Origin of the sequence: Psychrobacter sp. NG254 (genome assembly GCF_015277735.1) — a bacterium.
GTDB lineage: Bacteria > Pseudomonadota > Gammaproteobacteria > Pseudomonadales > Moraxellaceae > Psychrobacter.
The window spans coordinates 168,596-193,384 of the sequence record NZ_JADHDA010000001.1 but is presented as its reverse complement, the minus strand read 5'-3'; the positions used below and the strand labels follow the sequence as shown (position 1 = coordinate 193,384).

At 44.5% G+C, this 24,789-nt stretch carries 14 protein-coding genes; 9 read left to right on the top strand and 5 right to left on the bottom strand.

The window, feature by feature from the left end; translation table 11 throughout:
- Positions 1–133: 133 nt before the first annotated feature.
- Entirely contained in the window at positions 134–3,733 is a 3,600-nt protein-coding gene (locus tag IP510_RS00780) for an autotransporter assembly complex protein TamA (RefSeq protein ID WP_194362903.1), read from the bottom strand.
- Positions 3,734–4,199: 466 nt separating this feature from the next.
- On the opposite strand from IP510_RS00780, the gene IP510_RS00775 reads away from it, so the two are divergent.
- From IP510_RS00775 to cydB, 6 genes are all read left to right on the top strand, one after another.
- Positions 4,200–5,531 carry an MFS transporter gene (locus tag IP510_RS00775; protein WP_194362902.1) on the top strand — a complete coding sequence of 444 codons (1,332 nt, stop codon included), beginning with the start codon at positions 4,200–4,202 and terminating at the stop codon, positions 5,529–5,531.
- Between the two features lie 187 nt (positions 5,532–5,718).
- Entirely contained in the window at positions 5,719–6,357 is a 639-nt protein-coding gene (gene coq7 / locus IP510_RS00770; RefSeq protein ID WP_265087550.1) for a 2-polyprenyl-3-methyl-6-methoxy-1,4-benzoquinone monooxygenase, read from the top strand.
- 209 nt (positions 6,358–6,566) lie between these two features.
- Positions 6,567–7,691: a tetratricopeptide repeat protein gene (locus IP510_RS00765; protein ID WP_194362900.1), complete on the top strand. Its 1,125-nt coding sequence runs from the start codon at positions 6,567–6,569 to the stop codon at positions 7,689–7,691.
- 352 nt (positions 7,692–8,043) lie between these two features.
- Positions 8,044–10,545: an esterase/lipase family protein gene (locus IP510_RS00760; protein WP_227669402.1), complete on the top strand. Its 2,502-nt coding sequence runs from the start codon at positions 8,044–8,046 to the stop codon at positions 10,543–10,545.
- Positions 10,546–10,996: 451 nt separating this feature from the next.
- Positions 10,997–12,493, top strand: coding sequence for a cytochrome ubiquinol oxidase subunit I (locus IP510_RS00755; protein ID WP_227669401.1), 1,497 nt, complete (start codon positions 10,997–10,999; stop codon positions 12,491–12,493).
- Entirely contained in the window at positions 12,493–13,509 is a 1,017-nt protein-coding gene (gene cydB, locus IP510_RS00750) for a cytochrome d ubiquinol oxidase subunit II (protein ID WP_194362899.1), read from the top strand. Before IP510_RS00755 ends, cydB begins: the two co-directional genes overlap by 1 nt.
- Before the next feature lie 344 nt (positions 13,510–13,853).
- Here the strand turns inward: cydB and murU are convergent, their stop codons facing one another.
- Together murU and IP510_RS00735 are read right to left on the bottom strand one after the other, a co-directional pair.
- The gene (gene murU, locus IP510_RS00740) at positions 13,854–14,606 is read right to left on the bottom strand and encodes an N-acetylmuramate alpha-1-phosphate uridylyltransferase MurU (RefSeq protein ID WP_320154163.1); all 753 of its coding nucleotides are present in this window, start codon (positions 14,604–14,606) and stop codon (positions 13,854–13,856) included.
- Between the two features lie 48 nt (positions 14,607–14,654).
- Entirely contained in the window at positions 14,655–15,764 is a 1,110-nt protein-coding gene (locus tag IP510_RS00735; protein ID WP_194362897.1) for an aminoglycoside phosphotransferase family protein, read from the bottom strand.
- 460 nt (positions 15,765–16,224) lie between these two features.
- Between IP510_RS00735 and IP510_RS00730 the strand changes: the two genes are divergently transcribed.
- A complete protein-coding gene (locus IP510_RS00730; RefSeq protein WP_194362896.1) occupies positions 16,225–19,260 on the top strand; it encodes an LPS-assembly protein LptD in 3,036 nt (1,011 codons plus the stop codon).
- A gap of 164 nt (positions 19,261–19,424) precedes the next feature.
- The gene (locus tag IP510_RS00725) at positions 19,425–20,819 is read left to right on the top strand and encodes a peptidylprolyl isomerase (RefSeq protein WP_194362895.1); all 1,395 of its coding nucleotides are present in this window, start codon (positions 19,425–19,427) and stop codon (positions 20,817–20,819) included.
- A gap of 438 nt (positions 20,820–21,257) precedes the next feature.
- On the opposite strand, the gene IP510_RS00720 is transcribed toward IP510_RS00725, so the two are convergent.
- Complete coding sequence (locus tag IP510_RS00720; RefSeq protein ID WP_194362894.1) at positions 21,258–22,388, bottom strand: endonuclease/exonuclease/phosphatase family protein; 1,131 nt, start codon at positions 22,386–22,388, stop codon at positions 21,258–21,260.
- A 403-nt stretch (positions 22,389–22,791) separates the two neighbouring features.
- On the opposite strand from IP510_RS00720, the gene asd reads away from it, so the two are divergent.
- On the top strand, positions 22,792–23,925 hold the full coding sequence (asd, locus tag IP510_RS00715; RefSeq protein WP_194362893.1) for an aspartate-semialdehyde dehydrogenase: 1,134 nt from the start codon (positions 22,792–22,794) through the stop codon (positions 23,923–23,925).
- A gap of 139 nt (positions 23,926–24,064) precedes the next feature.
- Here asd and IP510_RS00710 read toward each other — a convergent pair whose 3' ends face one another.
- Positions 24,065–24,715: an SOUL family heme-binding protein gene (locus tag IP510_RS00710; protein WP_194362892.1), complete on the bottom strand. Its 651-nt coding sequence runs from the start codon at positions 24,713–24,715 to the stop codon at positions 24,065–24,067.
- Positions 24,716–24,789 lie beyond the last annotated feature (74 nt).

Below are 24,789 nucleotides of genomic sequence, written 5' to 3'. Positions count from 1 at the left end.
CATTCCACTATAAAATTATTACTGCGTTAACCTCGCTTGAAGTATTTAATATACATCTACACTCGGTTGCCTTGTATTATTTTTAAATTGAATCGACTATATAATACTATGACAAAACTAGGCCGCTATACCATTATAAAGGGGAACCAATAAAGAAGTGTAGTCGCACAGGAATACTCTCCTCTGTCACACCAGCGGCCACATCAACACGTACCATACCTACTGGAGATGCCCAGCGGATACCGACACCGACACCGACTTTTGTCTCTGTTTCAAAGTCTTTGTCATACGCATTACCAACATCAGTAAAGAACGCGCCGCGGAATCCAGGTTTAAATTCGTAATTGTACTCTGCGCTACCGACCGCTAGTATCTGACCACCTGTCAAATAACCTTTGTCCAATGGCGATAAGCTCTCATAGTCATAACCACGGATACTTTGATCACCGCCTGCAAAAAAGCGCAGTTTATAAGGCACATCATAAAAATCATCTGCCCAGATATAGCCTGTATTAACACTACCAAGCACTTGGTGCTTTTTATCTTCACCAAAGCTATAGATACCGCTGACACCAGCTCGTACAATCGCCAAATCTGTATCACTTAACGCGGCGTCGCTGCCTGCTTCAATCGAATAATACTGACGGATACCTTGCGTTGGATTGGTCGCATTATCAACTTCAGTTTTATTCATGCCATAACCAAACAACAGCGCTCTTTGTTTTGGACTTGATGAGGTGAAGCGGATTGGCAAGTCATCAAGTGCTGCCCCATCAACGCCCGTTTCAAGCTCATCTAAACGATAGCGCACAGAGTAGCTTCGGTTCCAGCCATTATCACGGCGGATATTGCGTGCCAAGGCAGCTTTGAGCGTTTTGGTCGATAGATCAAAGTTGCCTTCACCTTGATCAATGACTTCTTCTTCATAGGTGAGGCGCGCATCTAACTTATCATTCAGCGGATGGTTCCATGGCCTGCTCGCATAGACTGCGACGTTTTTACTAATTCTTGATACCTCAGTCTCCGCGCCTGCTTGATAGCCCTGACGGTTAAGGAGGTTATAGTCTATTTTTGCTGTCGCTCGAACGCCTGTATCGGTACCATAACCCAGTCCAACTTGCGCATCGCGCGGCTTGTTGGCAGCGACAAACACATAGAGCGGTATTTTTTTACTCTCTGCTACTTCTTGCGGAGTTTTACGCCCTGCTAAGGTTGGCGGTACAAAGTTCTCATCAGCGAGTATACTGACTTCATCAGGGAATATTTTTTGTGCGACATTGGTAATTGAATCACTGATTTTACCCAAGATACTGTCTGTTTCTTGTTGCTTCTCATCAAGTACGCGGTCATTTGGCAAACGGCTGAGACGATCTGCTTTTTGCTGGATGGCCTTTAGCTTATCGAGGGTGGCTTCATCCGCTTCAAACTCGATAGCCGCTATGTCAGCAGGATTGACCGTCTCGCCGCTACTGCTACCTGATGTACTGTCACCCGCTGCACCAATGTCGCTGTTGTCATTACTGGTGTTTTCTGCACTGGCCTGACCGTCTTTAAATGCTGTTAGCACATCGTTATCGTTATTATTAATAGCTTCTGAACCATCACCGCTATCCACATCATCATCTAACGTGTTACTGCTATTATTTGGTGCGTTATCGAATGCCAAAGTACTGGTTCTACTGCTATCATCTGGTGGTAGTATCGATTCGACATTGACGGTATTAAAATAGCGCGTCGCTGATAAATCATTACTAAATTTGGTCACATCAGGACGATAAAAAGGCTGTCCTGGCGTAAAGCCATATAACTGCTGCAACAATGACAACTCAACTGGCAACTTGTCAGGATCTTGGGTTAAGGTATTGGTTTTTGCGTCATAAGTAAAAAACACAACATCGTCAAATGCGTAGCGATCCCCAGTGTTATAGACCAAAGACACATCGGCTTTGTTATCGGGCAAGATGATATCAACCGATTTGTTTAACCAGTATTGATCAAAATACCCATAGGTATTGCTCAGCGCTTCGAGCGCAGCCTTGCTGCTTTTATAGACACGGTGATTGAAGACATCACCTTCTTGCGGCGGCAACTCTTCTTGGAGCGCGATAAACTCTTCTTGCTCACTACCTTCACCGCGAATCTCGACAATGCGGCTATCCACGAGTACCGGCTCACCCAAATCTTCGATGATGACCTCGATCGTATCTCGATTGGGCTGACGCAGCCGTAAGTTAACCTCGTAATAACCAACTGCTTTAGCAGCATCCATCGCAGTCTGTCGTAAGCGTGGCAGAGCTGCTGTAAAATCAACGAGTGATTGTACGGTCGTTTCATCGAGTGCTGCTTTGATATTTTTCATTGGCTGCACATCAGTATCTGCTTCAACGAGCTTTACCTTATCACTCGTAGCGTCAAGACTCGTTGAGCGAGTACCCATTAAACCACTGTCGGCACTGTTTTCAATGTCATTGTCTTCAATGTCACTGTTTTTATCGGCTGCTTGCTGTAGATAAATAGTGGTTTCTACATTTGGCAGCGCTATGACACCATCGCCAAAAAAACGATTATAGAGACGTTTTACGATATTGCCTCTGTTACGCGCGCGTGGCTTTTTCTGTTCAGTGGCATTAATACTTTGATCGACTGCTTGAGTGTCGGTTTGATAATCCGGTAAGTAGTCATCAGGATTGATAATATTAGCTGTGGTACCCACTTCACTGCCTGTATTGTCACTAGCCGCTACATCATCACTAACCGTCATGACTTCATCGTTATTGATAGCGTTTTCTACAGTGATACTGTCTGTACTACTGGTACCGTTTTCTTGATTGGCACGCCCATTACTTACAGAGTCAGTCACCGTGATTGGGCGCGACAGCGTGGTAGCAGCAGCCTGTTTTATAGTTGAGTCACTCTGACCCAAGGTCTCAAGATTACTCGGCGTGGGTACACTGGTCGCATCTAAATCGATGTCTAGCCCGATCGGCGGTGACGTGTCCGTAAGCATCGCAACAGGTACATCAAAGTCACTGTCGTTGTTACTGCTATTGTTTTGACTGTTCAGGCCGTTAATGTCTTGCGAATTTTCTAGATCCAGCGCAGCCAGCTCACGATCAATCTGTTCAGGCGTCATCATCTGATAGCCCTGTTGCTGTACGACAGCCGCCTGCAGCGCCACGTCTTCGTCGAACGTGTCTATATCTTGAGCGCTACTGCTATTTTGAGTGCTGCTACTTTTTAAACTGTTGGGTTGGGTGCTACTATTTTGAGAAGAGACACTATTCGCGTTAGGCTTTTTGATACTGAGGGTTTGTTCTCTATAATCGTCTAATACCGATTGCTCGATGATACCTTGCTCGACCGCTTTTTTTAGACGCAGTGCATCTAAAGCAGCATCGAGTTGGCTGTCACTTTCTGTATCATCTGCTGGTTGATTATTTTCTGGTAGATTGTCATCTGCTGACAGTGTGGTTGCTTCATCGTCAGCTACTTGATTAGCTTTGGACTGATTGGCGTCATTACTGTAGTTGCTATAATTTGTGGTATCTGCCAATGCCGCAGGGGCAATGCCTATCAGGCTGGTGGCAAGCGCTGTAAAAAGTGCTGAACGCGAAAAATGCACACGCGGCGCAGTATTGTGAGCACAGTGAACACCGCTATCGTTTTGCATAATAACTGTATGATGCGGTGTCAGTGTTGCATGAGGTGCTCGACTTAAAGGCTGCTGGGTCATATTTACGTCCTATCATCTCACGCGGCGCAGCTGTGTCAGCGATAAACCATCGCTCAGTCTGACCGGTGAATAAACTTATAGCAGTTGGCTGCAATTAATGGTTTACTACCTTGCTCTTAATTTTGACCGCTCAGATTGCCATCTTGTGCTGTGCGCTATCACCGTACGATGTGTCATGATACAAATGATAGCGACCTTAGCAAATAGTAATGCACAAAGGTATGGGCACCACACCTTATAAAGCAATCATGCAAAATTTACAAATCATAACTTAGATAATTATGAAATCATAGCGCCCGTCACATGTATTTTTTATGAAGCCTTGCTATTATACGGCTTAATATCGATAAAACCTACGCTATATTTCGATAAGTTTTTGATAATATTAACGATTATGACTATATAAATAACTATAGTTAGCACTGCTCTTTACTCTATCAGCCGCGATTTATCTGTAGGAATATCCATGTCCAGTCAGTTCCAGTTATTTAAGCACCGCCGTTTTAGTGCCATGTTTTTTACCCAATTTTTGGGCGCATTTAACGACAATATTTTTAAGCAAGCTCTCATTCTGGTACTGACTTATACCGCAGCTAGCCAGCTGGGAATGGAAGTCAGTATTTTAAACAATCTAGCAGCGATGTTATTCATACTGCCATATTTCCTATTCTCGGCGTTGGCAGGGCAAATTGCTGATAAGTACGAAAAATCAAAGCTTACCCAGTTTATTAAGCTGCTTGAATTGGTCATTATGGCCATTGCCGCGATTGGCTTTGTGTTTGAGTGGTATGCGTTATTGTTTGTGGCGTTGTTTTTGATGGGTACGCATTCGACCTTTTTTGGCCCGATTAAATACGCGTATCTACCGCAGGCCATGAATAAAGACGAATTGGTCGGTGCTAATGGTCTGTTTCAGATGGGCACCTCCCTAGCTATTCTCGTTGGTATGATTGTCGCAGGTGTCCTCACCCAACTGTCTCAATCACTGTATTGGATCAGTGCCACGGTCTTGGTCGTCGCAGTCTTTGGTTATCTGGCCGCACGTTACATCCCTAACATGCCAGCGATGCAGCCGACATTGAAGATTAACTGGAATATCATTACGACCAGTTTGTCTACGGTACGCTACTTATACTCACTGCCTTTTTTGTTTTTTGTCGTGCTGGGTAATAGCTGGTTTTGGTTTTATGGGGCAACTTTTTTGACCCAAGTGCCAGAATTTAGTAAGGTGATTTTGAACGGTGATGAGTCGGTGGTTATTTTCCTATTGACCTTGTTTTCTGTCGGCGTCTCAATCGGCTCGCTGCTATGCAAATCCTTTACCAAAAACCAAGTCAGTTTACGTTTGTTGCCCTTTGGTATTGCTGGTTTGAGTATCTTTGCTGTTGATTTGTACTTTTCACTTTCCGCACTCGATATAAATGTGAATAATGGAACCTTATTGGGTATCAGTGATTTGTTTGGTATCAGTGGCAGCTTACGCGTCTTTATTGATTTGTTCTTTTTGGGATTCAGCGGTGGTTTGTATATCGTTCCTTTATATGCGTCGATGCAAGCATATGCACCCAAAAGTCATCGTGCACGCGTAGTTGGTGCCAACAATATCTTTAATGCGATATTTATGGTCACCTCAGCGATTTTTGCGATTGTGATTTTAAATACCTTAGGCCTGAGCCTACCACAGCTATTTATGGTGACAGGACTGCTCAATATTGCTTTTGGTGCTTTTTTGTATATCAAGCTCAATAAGCACATTAAACACGCGGTGATTCAGACCGAAGATGAGCACGCTGTATAGTTAAAATTGCCTCACTGAAATTTGTATTATTAAAAAGTTAAATATATAGCGACCAGAGCCATTTAACCCAGAACAACTCTCCTAAAGATATGGATTGATTGGCTTTGGTTGCTAAGATTTAAAGCTGTAGCACTATATACCTAACGTTATCGATAATGCTCAACGCCATCAGGAGTGAACCATGGCCCTGCGCCCTTTATCTAAAATCGACCAATTATTACTTGGCGTCGACAAGGCCTTACGAGCTGTCGTGCCGCATTCAAACCTTAGCACTCGTCCACTACCTGTCAGTAGTGATGAAATTCCTGAGCTGACTATCACAGAGGCAAGACATGTCTCAGGTCTCATGCGTATCAACCATACTGGCGAAGTATGCGCACAAGGTCTGTACCATGGGCAAGCATTCGCTGCCAAAGATAGCGGTGTCAAACAGGCCATGCAACACTCTGCTGAAGAAGAAGTCGATCACCTTGTGTGGTGTGAGACTCGCTTGAGTGAGCTTGGTAGCCATGCCAGTATTTTTACCCCGCTTTGGTACGGCATGTCGTTCGGGCTAGGTGCTGTCGCAGGCGCAATCTCTAATGAGTTCAGCTTAGGGTTTGTCGCAGAAACAGAGGCACAGGTCAGCGAACATCTGCAAGAGCATATCGGACAACTGCCCGCGCATGATACACGCTCAAAAGAAATACTGGCACAGATGGATATCGAGGAGTTGCATCATCGTGAGCTGGCCTTGGCCAGTGGCGGCGCAGCATTATCACCATCGATACGCCATACCATGCGCTGGATGGCCAATCGTATGAAAGCCACTGCATATCATTTGTAATAGTGGATATGGTATCTTTCATCAATAGTGTGACTGATGTCATTAGATATGATGCGCATTGATGATTAACAGTCCTACCACAGATAGCCTAACGCTCAATTTGCTAGGGTATTTGTAATGGTCTTATTTTAGCGTAAAGACATATCCAAAGAATCTACCAATCAATGCATAAATAACCGTCAAATAAATCAAATAAGGTAACATTTTTTATGAAAGCGACTCTCTCTAACAGCCAGTCACCAAAGATTGCCACACTCACTGCACTGGCTGCTGCCTGCGCGATGATGCTATCTGCGCCAGTCAATGCAGCAACTGATACCGCAGCGACGTCTATGGCCGTACCAAGTGCGATGGACTCAAGTAAACGTGTGATCCGATTGGCTCGTCCTAACGCGACCACTAGCCCAGCTCAGCCAAGCACATCAGCACCTGCACCTGCACCTGCACCTGCACCTGCGAGTAACGCCCAATCAACAGCTAACATGCAGTTCAATAATGCACCGCAAAACAATGCTGTTGTCAGTGCTGCACAGCCACAGATGACTCCACCAGCATCGCAAATGATGATGCCAAATGATGCGCCTGTGATGAGCGGTACCACTCGCGTTTATGAGCCAGGTCCAATGACAGCCCCAGGTATCGACTTACGTAGTGGTCAGCTGCCTAATATACCAACGCCGCAAGTACAACTCTCAGACATGAGTTTTGTTACTACCGTATTGGTTCCTCAGCAAAAAGGCCTTGGCACAAACAAGCTTGATGTCAGCTTGCTCGATGATTTCATCGCAGATGTATCGCCTAATGCTCGTCATTATCCACCAAACTTTCCTAACCGGACGCAGCGTCATTACACGCGTGAAAAAATCAAAGTATTGGCTGATTGGATTGAGCCGTATGCTAAGTCACCAGAAGCCTCTTACGAGGTGTTGCTACGTGCAGCTAAGCTCAATGGTATGGGCCGTAATCTTGACTTAGGGTCAGACTATACCGTGCGCGGGGGTCAATATGTTGACCGCGCTATCAAGCTGCAACCGAGTAGCGCCGAAGCGAACTTTTTGTATGGCATGATGCTGTCAGAGGGTGGCGGATTCAAAGAAGGACAGAAATATCTAGATCGCGCTGTGTCTTTGGGCTACACCGAAGCGGAACAAAGCTTGGCACAGTCAGATCTATTGAGTGATCGTAGAGCCAATGCATTAGAGCGTCTACGTCGCCTTGAAGGGCAAAATCCTGATAACAAAGTCATTCCTGAGCAGATTAAGATGATTGAAGATGGTAAATTCTACATTTGGGATATCGCTGCGCCTAATATCAACGTAAAACCAGGTGCCTAATCCGTTTTTCGGATACTAATGGTTTATAAGTAATGTCATTGTCAGATACCAAGCGCGTTTGTTTTATTGATAAAGCAAACGCGCTTTTTTGTGCCTACCGATATAGTCAGAGAACTATAGGGTGTTCGCAAAGATATTTAGTCTTTGTTATTTTTCTCAAATACAAATGCGCTTTGAAAACCTAAGTATGCTTAGCATCAATAACGCTAATTTGACCACATTATCTGGTACATAGATCTTCGTTATAGCACCTGAAATAAAATCCTCTAATAGCAAAAGTTGCGCTACACTCATTCATATCGCTATTACGCTCATTATTCGCACTCATGACCACGGTTTATTGGACTGACCTATGATTTTTGCTAGCCTTGGCAAACAGGTAGTAACACACGCTACCAAAACCCCTTTGCCCATCACCGCAGTTCTCTTATTAGTAGCGACAACGCTACTACCTGCTTGTAGCGTCGTCTCAGTGGAAAAACAAGCCACTGCCAAAACCATCACTGCACAGCGTGGCAATATTGTCACTGACGACAAACTGAGTAGCGATACCGCATCCGCTCTACTATCAGCAGGTCTTAATGAGCAAGCCTGTCTGCAGCAATTTGACTTATGTTTGACTCAGCTGACCGACAGTATTTTAAACAAGCATTATCGTCCGGCATTAGCGATTTTTGCAGAGTTACACTATGCAAAAGCCCGTCAACTGGCTGACTCACAGAGCTGCCGCAGTGCCCTCGATCGCCCACCACTTGACCCTTACTATGCCAATGCGCCTTTAAGCGATGAAGACGCCAAAGCCCAGCAAGAAGACACCAATCTGTGTCTAACCGCTTATCAAGCGCGGTTGTTTGATGCCGTCAAATCGAGTTATACCTACTTATTTTATGACAGCTTAGATCATGATTTTGAGGGCGCAGCACAGAGTGATAGCCGCACACCTAGTCAGACTCGTATTCCAACTGATAGCGATATCCAAACCCAAGATATCTATAATGCCGCCAGTAATGATGTGATTACGCAGCTCTATCGATCGACTGAGAATTCAGATAATTTGCTTGGCAATACAAAAATAGAGCATCTGCCCATTGCATCTACTGACCGTGATAGCAATCATCAAGCCTCTATTGCCAATCGAGCACCACTAAAAGGTAAAGCGATTGATCAAGTCAAAGTCATGAAGGTACACATAGATGACTATAACCTTGATATCTATCTGCCTAATGAAAACAACTATCTACAAAATGCGAATAAACAATCCTCGGCACTCGCAGATTTAGTCTCAACTTACGAGTTGCGCCTCTCTGGACTGAACTCTATTAGCAAGCGTCCAGGCTTAGGCATCAGCTTGGTTGCCTCATTAGATGACCGTTACACCACCACTATTCGTCAGCTGTTGGTTTCTACGCTGTCAGACAGATTGGCAAGTGAAGATGAGCGCACCAATAGCAATGCTGATGGCAAGGATAATGACAGCGAGACCAGCTCGCGCATTTACCCAACTGGGCATCTATTGCTGACTGGGCTAATAAAACCAAGTGGTGACAGCGTGCTAGACGTGCTGAACAGTCGTCAATTGGACATTCATTTGTACAATCCCTACCAGACCGAAACCGTCAATATTCTCAATGATGACTACCCGCTGGCGGCCAATTTTTCTGCCGGTTATGGTTTATGGCTAGCAGAGAACCAGTTAGACAGCGTGGGTTATCTCAATCTCATCACGCGCCAGCCAGAAGAGCGCCTGCCCAAGCTATTTATGCTCGAACCTTATGACCCTGACAAGCGCGTCTTGATTATGCTGCATGGTCTGGCATCTAGTCCTGCCACTTGGGTCAATCTGACCAACGATATCTTGAATGATGACAAACTGCGGGACAACTATCAGGTGTGGCAGATATTTTATCCAACCAATTTGCCTATCTTAGAAAACCGCTATCAGATTCAACGCCTAATCAATAGCACGTATGACAAGACAGACCCAGAGGGGCAAAATCGTGCCAGTCGCAATAGCGTCATTGTCAGTCACAGTATGGGCGCTATCATCGCTCGCATGATGCTCTCCGATGACAATTTGGTCAACGGCCTAGATAAGCTCAATGACCAAGACACACTTTCTAATAATGAAAAACAGAAAATCCGTGATGCGCTAAAAGCGTCCTTTGGCGAAGAAGAGCTAAAGAAACGGTTTGAGCTACAAATCTTACCGCAAGTAGACACGGCAGTGTTTTTGTCAGCACCTTTTCGCGGTACTGATTACGCAGATCGCTGGTTCACCCGTGCGCTGCGCCGGATTGTTTATTTGCCAGTGGGATTGGTAAAAACGTTTACGGATAATTTGGCGACCATCGCAACACAAGGCGATTTGGCGGAAAATCCATTGGGTGCGCTTTATTTACAGAACGGTGCCAGCCAGCTTAGTGACAAATCCTCTTTTATAGCGTTAACCAAAGACATTGCCATTAATGATCGTATTACTTATCACTCCATTATTGCCAATAATGATGCTGACATTACCAAAGGACTGGCACAAGCGCAGCCAGAGGGCGCCAAGATTGACCTATCACAAGCAGCCACAGAAAAAGAGAGCATCGACGACAGTACTGCTATTACTGATACTTCAAGCGATGAATCCAAACTGCCGCCTGAACCCTTAGTCGCGGCTGTCACCGTCGACGAGGATATCAGTCAAGCACTGACCGAGCGTCTGTCAGATGGTATTGTTCCTTATACCAGTGCGCATCTAGACGGCGCCGCTTCTGAGACGATTATCAATGGTGGACATAGTATTCAAACCAATCCGCAAACTATTTTGACGTTGCGAAGAATCCTTCATAAGCAGCTACAAGAATGATGTAGATTTTTGTTATTTATGAGGGTTTTTGAGATACAACTAGCCCTCTTTCAACACAGATTTTCACTTTTAAATAATGCAGCCCTTGGTACATAATGCTTTGTTTTTAATAATGTTAATTTTATTTTTCAACATTGATAGTGCTTTTTTTCGATGACTGCTAGGTATGCAACTGACCTTTTAGGTTGCTTGCGTGTATATCTAGGTAAGCGCATAATATATCTATAGCACATGACTGTAATATATGAATTTATAGGGACATAAATTATTCAATTCAGCTAAACAGTGAGCCGCAAACTTAGCCGCAATTTATGTCCAACGTTGCTAAGCCCACGTCACTGAGCCATTGCCCGTAATGCTTGCCCCTTTGATCGATGGACAGTTACGGACAGTTACTTGAGCGTTGTACGGATGGCAGCGCTATTCAGCTAACAGATGAGAGTAACCGTTTATGTTCGCTACATTTATGATTGACCAGCTCGATGCGCTGACACTAGCTCGCATCCAATTCGCTTTTGTTATCTCGTTTCATATTGTCTTTCCTGCATTCTCTATCGGTCTTGCCAGCTGGCTTGCTGTACTCGAGTTTCGTTGGTTAAGAACTGGCAAACCTATCTACGCTGAGGTCTATAAGCACTGGGTAAAAATATTTGCCGTGGTCTTTGGTCTAGGTGTAGTGTCAGGTGTGGTAATGTCTTACCAGTTTGGTACCAACTGGGCCGTCTTCTCTGACAAAGCCGGTAACGTTTTAGGTCCACTACTTGCCTATGAAGTATTGACCGCGTTTTTCTTAGAAGCCTCCTTCTTAGGTATTATGCTATTTGGCTGGGGCCGTGTGAGCAAACGCATGCATTTTGCCGCCACTGCCATTGTTGCTATCGGTACACTGATTTCAGGCTTTTGGATTTTGGCTGCTAACAGCTTTATGCAAACCCCTCAAGGTTTTATGATGGGTGCAGACGGCCTGCTTTATCCGACCAACTGGCTTGAAATTATCTTCAACCCCTCATTCCCTTATCGTTACGCACATATGATGACGGCGGCCTTTTTGACCACTGCCTTTGTCATTGGCGGTATCGGTGCCTACTATATCCAATCCAAAAAACACGTCGAGCACCGTGAGCACGGTCGTGTGATGCTAGGTATGGCAATGATTATGGCCATCTTTGTGGCACCAGCACAGGTGCTGATTGGTGATGAGCATGGTCTGAATACGCTTGAGCATCAGCCAGCCAAAGTGGCTGCGATGGAAGGTATTTGGGAGGATGAGCGCGGTGCCGCATTACGTCTCTTTGCGATTCCTGACCAAGAAAATCAAACCAATAAATATGAAGTAAAAATCCCTTATGTGACTGGTTTGATTCTCACCCATTCATTAGATGGTGAAGTGAAGGGTCTCAAAAACTGGGCGCCAGAAGATCAACCACATGTCATTATTGTATTTTGGGCATTTCGTATCATGGTTGGTATTGGCATGTTGATGGTGCTAGTCGGTTTATTTAGCGTCTATAAATATTTCAGAAAACAACAATTTAATCCTGACAGTGTTTGGTTCCACCGTGCATGGATGATGATGACGCCGCTTGGGTTTATTGCATTGTTAGCAGGGTGGTTTGTGACCGAAACGGGTCGTCAGCCATGGACGGTCTATGGCGTTATACGTACCGCTGAGAGTATGTCACCAGTCGCTGCGCAGCAAGTCGCTACCACGTTGATTGGATTCATCGTGCTGTACATCTTTGTCTTTGGTGCAGGTAGCTTTTATATCTTGCGCTTGATTGCTCAAGGTCCAAAGCCTTACACAGATCCTGCTGAGGATAATTTCTATGAGCACTCAGTAACAGAGAGTCAAGGTCGTGCGTTAAGTGGTGATATCAACCATGAAAAAAGTACAAAAGAGGGCCTAGATGCTCCAGCAAATGACGTCGACGATGGAGGATTACGCTAATGTTTAACTTCGGTGATGTATTAGATTTACCTCTTATCTGGGGCGGATTGATTGCTTTGGCGGTCTTTGTCTATGTACTGCTTGACGGGTTTGACTTGGGCTGCGGGATTTTATTTCCGTTTGCCGGCTCAGACAAAAACCGTAGCCGTATCATGAATTCTATTGCCCCTTTTTGGGATGGTAATGAGACGTGGCTCGTATTAGGCGGCGGCGGGCTATTTGCAGCGTTTCCTGTTGCTTATGGCATCATTATGACCGGTCTCTATTTGCCTGTGACGGCGATGCTATTTGGTCTTATTCTACGCGGCGTGGCATTTGAGTTTCGGTTTAAATCCTCGACACGTCGCCATGTGTGGGACACTTGCTTTTTTGTCGGCTCAGTGGTCGCGACCTTCTCTCAAGGCATTATGCTTGGGGCATTGGTGCAAGGATTAGAGGCGAGCAATCGCTTGTACACGGGCGGGCCATTTGACTGGTTAACGCCTTTCTCTATCGTTTGCGGCTTTGCAATGATTATCGGCTACGCATTACTGGGCTCGACGTGGCTTATCATAAAAACAGAGCACACCCTACAAGTATGGGCTCGCCGCGTATCTGGCTGGATGCTGACTGCCTTAGTCATTGCGATGATTGTAGTGACGACGTTCATGTATTTTTCTGATATCGATGCGCTTGAAGGATGGTTTGGTTTTCCAGAGCTACTCTACCTTGCCCCTATGCCTATCATCGTCATGCTGTTGTTCTTTATCATGCGTAAAGACTTGAAGACTGAGCGTGAATATCGTCCATTTTTATTGACAGTGGTGTTATTTTTGATGGGATATATTGGCGTTTGTTTTGCCATGTTCCCTTATATTGTCCCGTATCAAATGACGATTTATGAGGCCGCTGCAGCGGATACGTCTCTATCCTTTATGTTGATTGGCGCTGTTATTATGCTGCCGATTATCTTAAGTTATACCGCCTTTGCCTACTATACGTTTAAAGGTAAATCTGATCATAATCCGATGTACTAATGCAAACGGCGGTACCTCGCAGATCAGCTAGAAACTGTGGTTATCATTATTCACTTGTGGTGACCACATCTCAGAAGCTAATCAGGAGATCTATATGAAAAAACTCAGTAAAAAACAGTCCCAATGGGCGTGGTTTTTTGGCTTGTATTTAACTGGATTTTTGGTGGTATTTACGATTGCACAGTTAATCAAACTGGCCATGGGTGTTTAAGTGTTGGCCTAATAATCAACAACAATGTTTAATAATTACATTTGATAGCAATAAAAAAGCAGCGCCGATTGATTGGCGCTGCTTTTTTATTGCGGCTTTTTTATGACTGCGGTTTTACGAAGGGTTCTTTGTTTTAGCGCGGTCGACCTTGATGATTATCGATACTGTTTTGTTCAATAAATTCGTTTACTTGGGCTAAGCGCTCAAGGGTACCCACATCTATCCAATTGTCGGTAATGACTTCAGCGGTAACCTGAAACTTAAGCATGGCTTGTTTGAGCAGTGGTGCCAACGCGGCAGGCTGACCTGATACTAGCCCTTCTACCAATTTCGGCGACATGACACTGATACCAGCAAAGGTATGCTTGTCTGCATCACCAACAGGCTGCTCACTAGCAAGACCGTTATTGATAGCAAAATCACCACCATCATTGTGTTCTGGGTTGTCAATCAGTAATAGATGCGCACGCTGATCAGCACCTAATTCGTAGTCTCGCAACTGAGCAAGATCATAGGTCGTCCAAACATCAGAGTTGACAAGAATAAATGGCTCGTCTCGTAACTTACCTGATTGTAATGCCTGAAAAATACCGCCCGCTGTTTCAAGCGGTTCATCATCTTCTACAGACCAATGCAGTGTGACTCCATATTGAGAGCCATCACCCAGCGTGTCTATGAGCTGGTCTGCCAGCCATGACACATTGATGGTAATATCGGTAATACCTGCCGCTTGTAGCGCTTTGATGTGCCAAACAATGAGTGGCTGTCCGCCAACTTCAACCAACGGCTTAGGGGTCTCAAGTGTCAGTGGACGCAGGCGGGTACCCTTGCCAGCAGCCAAAATCATGGCTTGTGTAATGTTAGGCGTAGACATAGTATTCGACATATGCGCTCCTTGTTGTATTGTCTAAATGTTCAGTTTTTCTGATACAGCTTATAGCGAGGCAATCTCAAATTTATCTTGATACGCAGGTAGAACTGTGTTTTGCAGCCACTGATTAAACGGTAGTACTGCCTGTTTTATCTCATGACTACCCTGTTCGGCCAGCCAGTTTAACTCGGTAATCAAATCACGCATCACTTTAGGGATGTCAGCCAAATAGCGGTCTTTGCCATCTCGCTCAGATAGTCGAATAAATATGCCTAGCACCTTGAGGTGGCGCTGTACGCCCATCACGTTCATATCGTTTTCGAGCTGGGCTACTGTGTCAGTGGTGGCGATGGCTCTTTGCTGTTGCAACTGCCAAAAGTCATCAACCCATCCAGATATTTGACTCTCCGACCAGTCAACATACGCATCGCGTACTAATGAGACCAAATCATACGTATAAGACCCGATCACAGCGTCCTGAAAGTCAATCACACCCAAGCGGGAGATATCTGCTTGGTCTTGCATCAAGTTGCGACTGTGATAATCGCGATGAACAATGACCTGTGGCTGTTGTAAAATATCAGTCATTAACGCTGACTTCAGATTACCCCACACTGCTGTCTCTGGCTCTACGCCAACATAAGGCATGAACCACTCGCTAAATAGATTCATCTCGCGATCTAATAACTCAGCATCATAATCTGGTAGCTGGTGCTGAGACTTTGCGGTCTCAACTGGCACCGTTTGTAGATCAGCCAATGTCTGCATAGCCAATTGATAATGGTCGTTAATCTGAGCAGGTGCCGCATCCGTGAGCAAATGAGCGAACTCTACTGTGCCAAAATCCTGTAGCACCAAAAACCCTTTATCCAAGTCTTGTGCGACAAAGCTCGGCACATTGATGGCAGGTGACATCAGCTCTGCAACATTAATAAACTGGCGCATGGCATCCTGCTCATCGGCAGAATCCATCACAATATAACGCACATCTGCTGTTTCCTGATTGTCTGAAAACTGAATGCGATGATATCGACGGGCACTTGCATCACCAGGTAGACTGTCTAAGACAAAAGGTTTGTCTGCAAATACTTGCTGCAGCCAATATTTTAATTGCTGATTACGCTCATGATTGTTATCAATCATGTCAGTTTCTAAAGAGATTTTATCAGTCATAATGGGCATCGCCAGTTAAATATAAATCATAAATAATTAAAGTAGTGATAAGTCAGGCAAATACTTGCTAAAATAGTGACATCTTACGCTGTCATAGCAACGGTGACAGTCATATTAAGAGGTGATTCAAGCGCTAGCGCTAAACCAAAACTTTGTACTCAGCAAAAAACAGTTCAGCTATATTACAAATTTTGGTAAATAGTGTAGCTGATTTGGTTTTTTTTGACTATGATTAGTCGTCATTATATGTAAAACGCCCATATTCTTGAGATAGCATGGCTCAGTGAGCAATGGTTGCTTTCTCATTCTCAGCGATACACGGTCAGACACTCTTTGTCGATATTATTATTATTAGATAATACAGCGACTCATTTATTAACGTAATCTGCAGTAACACAGTTTGTCGTAATACAATGCTCAGTAACGCAATCCAATAGGCTCTGCAATCATAGGTGTGCCCTTGTTATATTCTCCGCTTTACCAAAGCATTCGCTTGATTTTATTCGGTGCACTAGGCTTATCCAGTCTAGCTGTGAGTGCTGCCATCAGCGATGCTGACACGCAAAATACCGAGCCATTGATTACTGATAGTACCAACAGCTATTCTGATGTCTCAGCTGACGCCAGTATCGATCAAGATAGCTTTTTAATAGACGATACTGCCTCAGATGACAATCTAGGCAATGACGATACGTTAGAGATAACTCGTATCAATAATGATGCAGATGCGCTAGCTGCTACCAATAGAGTAGAGCCTGCTGCACAGCTCAACGATCAAACGAGCGGCAATCAAATAACCAGTACTCAAGCAAACAATGATATCCGTATGGATGACGTTGTCATGCCTACTGCTGTAGAGACCACTAAGCGTACGCGCAAAAATGGTAAGCTTGATTTTAATGATGAGAGTATTCAAGCCAGCCTAATGCGCTTGGCAGAATTTTATGAGTTGACGCCGGACACTGATGCCTCAACATTAAATAACATCGACAACACTGCGGTGACTGATTCATCAGTATCTCATTCATTGACCCCCACTGCGACGACCACGCCACAGGTAGGTCGGAACTTGCAGCTATTGCCGCACTCAGTCGACAGTGCACAGCGCTGTGAAGGTCAATGGGTCTACCCAACCAGCAACCCTAACTATCAGCGGGCAGTGAACGAAACAGGTGGCGCAAACGGACAGCCTGCGCCTAATGTCAGCGATGTCCCTAACAATCAAGCGCCTTTATTTGCAGAGTCAGATTATAGTTACTACAACAATATTAACTATGCTGAGCTATCGGGCAATGTCATTGTCAATCAAGGCAAACAGCATATCGAAGCAGAAAAAGTCATGCTTGATTTGAGCAATGGCATTGCGGCGGCACAAGGCAATGTCATGTTTACTGACAAAGCCATCGGACAAACCGCTCAGCGTAGCAACGCCCAAAACCAGCGTAATGCCAAAGGCAATGCGTCAAGAAGCCTGAACGATAAAGCCTCACAAGGTGGCTTGATTGGGGTTGCAGACAGCCTAAATTACAATACCGAAACGGGGCAATCTACCGCAAACGATGTTGCTTTTGCTAGCGTTGATTTGCAAGCACACGGCTATGCCAAACACTTGAACAAGCCTAGCGACAGTGAGTATGAGCTGGATCAAGTCATGTTTAGTACGTGTCCACCAACCAACCGTAAATGGCAGTTCGAAGCTAAGAGTATCGATTTAAATACAGATACCGGTCGTGGTGAAGCCTATAACACGACTTTTCGAGTGGCCGACGTACCCGTTTTTTATCTTCCCTATTTTAACTTTCCGATAGACAGTCGTCGCAGTAGCGGATTTTTATTGCCGAGTGCCAGTGTCAGTAGCGAAAGCGGTCTTGAGGTAGATGTTCCTTACTATTTCAATCTAGCGCCTAACTATGATGCGACGCTCAACACGCATATTTATACTGACCGTAACCCTATGGTCTCAGGTGAATTCCGCTATCTGACAGAGAACTACGGCGAAGGTATTTTTAACGGCTCGTATCTGCCAAATGATAAAGAATATAACGACGAAGATCGTAAGAGCCTTTTTTATGATCACTCTTGGTCATCAAAAAGCATTCCTCGGTTAAGCGGTGATGCCGAATACAACTATGTATCAGATGCCGACTACGTGAATGATTTTGACACTCTAGGTCTATCTGACAGCACCATAAACTTGCCACGCCGCGCTCGAGTTAATTATTACAATGACTATGTCGATGGCGAACTAAAGGTAGAAACATTTCAGACGCTAGACGCTTTTACTGATAATGGTGAAGCACTAGAAGACAAAGACAAACCGTACTCACGACTGCCGCAGCTCAAACTTGATTACCGACTACCGTGGGCAAAGAATTTTGATATTACGGGTGTACATGACTCTGCCTATTTCAAAAAATCTATCGACGATGGCTCTGAAAACGAAAAAAGTGGCGCGCGCATTTATAATAAACTAAGTGCTGTCTATCCGATGCAGACCTCTTGGGGTTATGTTAAGCCCAAATTAAGCTTGCAGCATCTTTATACCTCTTATGACGAGGACAGCTTAGCAGACAATGATCTGAGTGAAGAAGATGGTAATCAGTCTGTATTTGTCCCGCAAGCCAGTATCGATGCCGGTCTGAATTTCTATCAAGCAGGGTCGCCTTTTGGGGCATTTGACGATACCATGGGTGGCTATCGCCTGCTGAGTCCACGAGTAAAATATACTTACTCACCTTATAAGAACCAAAACGACATCCCTAACTTTAATACTCGTATTGCTTCTATCAACTATGAACAGCTGTTTTCAGACAGTTGGTTCTTAGGCCATGATCGTTTGCAGGATTTGCATGCTATCACGCCTGGTGTCAACTATCGTTACATCGATGCAACGGGTGTGACACGTTTTGATGGTAGCATTGCTGAGCAGTTCTATATGGATGATGGACGTGTAACATTGGATGATGATCAGCCTGTCTTTACCTCTTCTTCTTCTGGAATGGTATGGGATACTAGCACTCAACCTTATAATAATTTTTGGATTGATGTCAGTGGCGCGCTGACCAACAGCTATGATTTGAATTATGTGACAACTGAGCTGCGCTATCAGCCATCAGACAACAGCTTGTTCAATGTGGGCTTTGTTAAACGCCAGCGCGATGAAAACACAGATCAGTTGCCGCTATCTGCCTTTACTGCGTCTGCTGTCTTCCCCATCAATAACAGCTGGCGAATATTGGCCCAAGGTCAATATGATTACAATCGTAACAAGATGCTTGATTCACTGTTCGGTGTCGATTATGAAGACTGCTGCTTTGGTTTTGCCGTGTATGGTCGCCGTTACTATAATGACCTAAATGTCAAAGACGAGCCCACACAAGCCATCATGGCAGAAATCAGATTGAATGGTCTGGGTAGCGGTAGTAGTCGCTTGACCAGATTACTTTCTGACAAGATTTTAGGGTTTGAACCTGTACAAACAGCTTGGAAAGACTAAGCTTGAAAAGACTAAGACAGCATTACTTATAACGGTATTTGTAATACATTATTTCTATCCCTATTATGTATGATGGGCAACGCTGCCAAATATTTTACTATTTAAGCGTATTGGATCGAGTTGATTGACTACTATCCGATACAATGATATTGATGAGGAACTTCATGAGATTTTTTTCTTTAGGTCAGATCAGCCAAGCAGTATTGCTATCTATGAGTGCCAGTCTTGCACTGACACTAAGCGCTCACGCGGCCACGGTAAAGCCTGCCGTCGCTAAAGCATCGGCCACTACTGAACAAAGCTCTGTCAACCGTTTGACACCTGCCAACAGTACCGATGGTATCATTGCTTTGGTCAACGACAACGCTATTTTAAAGAGCGAATTAATCGATGCAGTGGCACAAACCCAAGCTCGCGCCCAAGCCGCAGGAGAGCCGATTGCAAACTCAGCACAACTGCAAACTGAGGTGCTAAATGCACTTATTTTGCGTGAGCTACAGCTGTCGCTGGTCAAACGTAACGGCTTATCACCTGACGATGCTGACATCAATCAGCGACTTGGTCAGATTGCTAAAGCTGAAGGCCTCAGTAGTATCTCAGCATTGCAGCAACGTCTAGATGCCACTCAGCCTGGCAGTTATGCTGGTCTACGTGCTAAGCTAATTGAAGATACTGCTATTCAGGAATTACAACAGCGTCAAATCACACGTCGAGTACGTATCAGTGAGCAAGACATTGATGCCTTTTTGGCCTCGCCTGAAGCAAAACGCTTAAACCAAAGCGAATATCAAACAGTCCATGTGCGCGTTCCTTATATAGACGACTATAGCCGCCTATCAGAAGCTCAGCGTGAAGAAGCACTAAAAGTCGCACAAGCATTGCGTACTCGTTTGCTTGAACCCAATGTCGATGTTGCCGCAGCCGTTACAGCGAGCCAAGGCAGCTATCCTATCCCGCTACAAGGCGGCGATATGGGCTTTCACAAAGCCGCTTCTCTACCAACAGAGCTATCAACTCAAATCACCAAACTGGATGTGGGCACGGTCAGCGAACCTATATTGACGCCAGAAGGTATCGACATCATCAAGCTTGCAGACAAAAAAGCCAGCGATAAAATGCTGATACCGCAGTGGCATACTCGTCATATCTTGGTCAAAGTAGATGAACTACAGACGGATGCACTGGCTGAGCAAAAAATCAATGATTTATATGAGCAACTGCGTAATGGTGCTGAGTTTTCTGCTCTAGCATCGACCTATTCAGATGATCCAGGGTCAGCGGGTCGCGGTGGGGATCTTGATTGGGTAAGCCAAGAAGATATGGTCGGCCCATTTGAAACCGTGATGAAAAACACAACGGTTGGCGATTATTCTGCACCCTTCAAAACCCAGTTTGGCTGGCATATTTTGAAAGTAGACGAGACACGTCAACAAGATGTTAGCGAGCAGTACCGTCGCAATATGGCGCGTCAAGCGTTGTATCAACGTCTAGCGCCGCAAGCCAAAGAAGACTGGTTACAAGAGTTACGTGCCGGTGCATACGTACAAGTAGTTGGCTAAGAACCAATGAGTCGCTGAAATAATAAAAGGGTATATGCAAATGCATGTACCCTTTTTTGCGAAGTATATAACGCGGTAAATATATATAACACTAGCATGCCTAAACCAGCTATTTATAAGTTAAAACTTACGCACAAAGAAAAGCTCCGAACCTAGGGCGATTGGTTCGGAGCTTTTACACTTCACGTTATTATTATTATCTTTCTTCCTTGTCGACTCATCCTAAGTCGCGAACAGTAATATAAGACAGTGGGCTGACCTGCGCTTTATTAGTACCATCTCAACACTGTATCCTTACGTATCCTTGTGTTGATGGTTGCTATTATAGGTCAATCAATTTGGTAGGAATAGAAGCTAAAAACCTTATTTAGCGTAAGCATATGCTTACGTGACAGTGGCAAGTTTTACGCTTTTCCAATGCACGAGCCATACCCTATCTTAAACAAAACGGCGTTGCTCTTGCCGATGCTCTTCTGAAACCTTTTTACCTTCTTTTTTACCCTCATGTATTTTGTGATCTGTCTCTTTTATATCATTGGCTTCTGCAGTAGGGGCATTACCCTCTTGTTGGCTGGCCTCTTCTGGCTCATACTGCAAAGTTGTCATCACAGGAAAATGATCGGAACCTATCGATGGCATACGCTTGATATCTACTACCGTAAAACAAGCACTATGGAAAATATGATCCAATGCCCAGCGTAGAAATGGGTATTTGACATGAAAGGTATTGATAAAGTGTCGACCAATACGAGGATCTAGCAATCCAGAAATGCGCTGAAAACGGCGAGTGGTTTTTGACCATGCCACATCATTTAAGTCACCTGCCAATATCGCCGTTTGATCGTTTTCTTTTATGTGCTTACCAACCATCAGTAGCTCAGCATCGCGAGTGGTTGATTTATCTGCTTCCGTTGGACTTGGCGGCATAGGATGCAAGCAATACAACCAAATCACTCGACCACTTTGCAGACGCATTTGCGTATGAATGGAGGGTATGTCATCTATGATCAAATACTTAATGTCAGGCTCTATCAGCTCAAGCTTAGAATAGAGATGCATGCCATACAGATTATCAAGCGGCACTTTTACCGTATAAGGATAGTCAGACTCGATTTGATGTAAAGCTTTCTCCCACTTTTTATCAGTTTCTAAAGTAATCAAAATATCAGGCTGTTTTTGCTCAACCAACGCCACCAGTTTTTGTGTGTCATCATTAGGGGTAAGGACGTTTGATACCATGATTTTTATATGATGTGCTTGCTTGTCCGATTTGTCCTTTGCTTTTTGAACTTCTTTTTTCCATAATTTGGTATAAGGCAGTATCATTCTCAATTGAAACGCCAAAGTAATACTAAGCACAATAAACAGCGCCCACTGCCCGGTCTGCCACTCTGACCAAAACCCTAGCATACCAATCCACGCAACGATGCCAAGCACCATGATCTGAATACGTGGAAACTCAACGCCACGTACCCACCAGTTATCAAGTGGTATCCAGCCCCAAATCGTGACAAATGCGATGAATCCTGCCAACCACTGTATACCGTAATAGAAGAGTGAGAGATCCATAGTAGTTACTAACCGTTTGTTAAAGTGATAATAATGCCAATGACGACAGACATCATGAGCTAAAAGACAAACAACAGCGGAGCAAAAAATGATACTCAGTCTCGTGCTGTCATCTATATATTTTGTCTAAGATTGGCTATTGATTATAGATAGTGAAGGTTACTGTAGCATTTCATAGAATTTTCGCCTACTGGTGAATAACGATACTATGGCAATGACAATAAATAATTACAATGCTAGCGCTATCCCAATTAACAGTAATAACTTAAAGTTATAGTGAACATAGTTAATTGTGCATGAAAAACGACCAAATAATGGCCAAAACGTCTTGCTTTTTTAGGCCATTCACGGCATTGTTACTGGTTGACGATGCAACAAATAACTGTAAATAGGATTGGATTTCATGAGTAATTTAACAGTAGGCTTGGTAGGCTGGCGCGGTATGGTCGGGTCAGTATTGATACAACGTATGCAAGAAGAAAACGACTTCAACGGCATCACACCTGTATTTTTTTCAACCAGTAATGCTGGCGGCAATGCGCCCACATTCGAGGGTATTGAAACCAGTCAACTAAAGGATGCTCATGATATTGAAGCACTTGCTGCTTGTGATGTGATTATCACCTGCCAAGGTGGTGATTACACCTCAAAAGTGCATCAGCCTCTACGTGATGGTGGTTGGAGTGGTTATTGGATTGACGCTGCAAGCACACTACGTATGAAAGATGATAGCATCATCATTCTTGACCCTGTCAATCGTACTGTCATCGATAGTGCCTTAGTCAGTGGTAAAAAAGACTTCATTGGTGGTAACTGTACCGTATCGTTGATGCTAATGGCCATCGGTGAATTGTTTAATAGAGGCTGGGTGGAATGGGTCAGCGCCATGACATACCAAGCCGCTAGCGGCTCTGGTGCCAACAACATGCGCGAGCTTATCAGCGGCATGGGCATATTGCATGATGCGGTCAAAGACGAGTTGGCTGACCCTGCTAGCGCGATTCTTGAGATCGACAAAAAAATCGCTCAGACTCAGCGTTCAGCAGACTTTCCTACTCAGTACTTTGGTGTGCCACTAGCAGGTAGTTTGATTCCTTATATTGATGTTCAACTAGAGAATAAACAGTCAAAAGAAGAATGGAAAGGTGGTGTTGAGACCAACAAAATCCTTGGTAATTCTGAAGCTGATAAGATTGCCATCGACGGTATGTGTGTCCGCGTTGGTGCCATGCGCTGTCATGCACAAGGCTTAACCATTAAGCTCAAAAAAGACATTCCGTTAGAAGAAATCGAAGCGGCGCTGAAAAATAGCGGCAACGAGTGGTTGGATTTGGTTGAAGATGACAAAGAAGCCACCATGAACCGCTTAACGCCAGTGGCCGTTACTGGTACTTTGACTGTTGCGTTAGGTCGCCTGCGTAAGCTCAATATGGGTCCTGAGTATCTAGGTGCATTTACTGTCGGTGATCAACTCCTATGGGGCGCAGCTGAACCATTACGCCGTATGCTAAATATCATCCGCGAGCAAAAAAACTAGACAAGCTACCCAAAACCTTGAATACAAAAAAGACAGCGATTGCTGTCTTTTTTTATGGGGCTAATTTTTATAAACCTATGAATCGTTGAAGCAGATAAATAACATACTTATTAAAAATGATATCCTTGAGCTGCGGCTACTATTTTGACTCGTAGGCAATCATTACCTCATTGCGGCGCAAAAATGGTAGCGTCCAAGGTGGGTTATAACGTGCTAATTCAGGCTCGCCTGTAGGCGTCAGATTCTGGTCTTGCATCCATGTCTGCAACGCTTCGGTTTTTTCCGCTACTTTGTCCTCTCCTGCGAGCCAAGAGAATTTAATCACACCATAAGTCTGTGCAGGCACTTCAATAATCTCAACATTTGGATTATTGGGCTTTGGTAACGTTTGCATCGTATATTGACTTGGCATAGTGAATTGCACGCGCCACTTCCCATCCTCCTGCTGCATGCTTACTGGTGCTGTCATCGCAATTTTTTGTGATTCATCACTGGCCTCAGACTGCATCGTGACAGGCGCTGTCATGCTAATTTTACTACTGCCGCCCGTTGGTGCTGTATTATTACCAAAGATATAATCCGCTAACACTTTGAACCCTTCTCGACTGGCGGCGTCTTGATCACCACTCACCCACGTTTGCGCCACGAGCTGATCGTCATAACGACGCAGCTCAAAGTCGCCTGTTTGCGTCAATAAAGTGTACTCTGGCTCTTCTGGCTCAGCAGCCATCGCCCCTTTTGATATCAACAGTAATCCGCCCATTAATAATAAATAACCTGTCTTTTTCATATTATTTCCCTAATTTCTTAAAATACGTCTGCTTCTTAAAATAATTCTGATGACTCTGATTGCCTCACCCGTAT

Bases quoted from the DNA above. Each gene is read 5' to 3' on its own strand.
- IP510_RS00780 (WP_194362903.1), bottom strand. From the start codon at position 3,733: ATGACCCAGCAGCCTTTAAGTCGAGCACCTCATGCAACACTGACACCG.
- IP510_RS00775 (WP_194362902.1), top strand. From the start codon at position 4,200: ATGTCCAGTCAGTTCCAGTTATTTAAGCACCGCCGTTTTAGTGCCATG.
- IP510_RS00765 (WP_194362900.1), top strand. From the start codon at position 6,567: ATGAAAGCGACTCTCTCTAACAGCCAGTCACCAAAGATTGCCACACTC.
- IP510_RS00760 (WP_227669402.1), top strand. From the start codon at position 8,044: ATGATTTTTGCTAGCCTTGGCAAACAGGTAGTAACACACGCTACCAAA.
- IP510_RS00755 (WP_227669401.1), top strand. From the start codon at position 10,997: ATGTTCGCTACATTTATGATTGACCAGCTCGATGCGCTGACACTAGCT.
- cydB (WP_194362899.1), top strand. From the start codon at position 12,493: ATGTTTAACTTCGGTGATGTATTAGATTTACCTCTTATCTGGGGCGGA.
- murU (WP_320154163.1), bottom strand. From the start codon at position 14,606: ATGTCGAATACTATGTCTACGCCTAACATTACACAAGCCATGATTTTG.
- IP510_RS00735 (WP_194362897.1), bottom strand. From the start codon at position 15,764: ATGACTGATAAAATCTCTTTAGAAACTGACATGATTGATAACAATCAT.
- IP510_RS00725 (WP_194362895.1), top strand. From the start codon at position 19,425: ATGAGATTTTTTTCTTTAGGTCAGATCAGCCAAGCAGTATTGCTATCT.
- IP510_RS00720 (WP_194362894.1), bottom strand. From the start codon at position 22,388: ATGGATCTCTCACTCTTCTATTACGGTATACAGTGGTTGGCAGGATTC.
- asd (WP_194362893.1), top strand. From the start codon at position 22,792: ATGAGTAATTTAACAGTAGGCTTGGTAGGCTGGCGCGGTATGGTCGGG.
- IP510_RS00710 (WP_194362892.1), bottom strand. From the start codon at position 24,715: ATGAAAAAGACAGGTTATTTATTATTAATGGGCGGATTACTGTTGATA.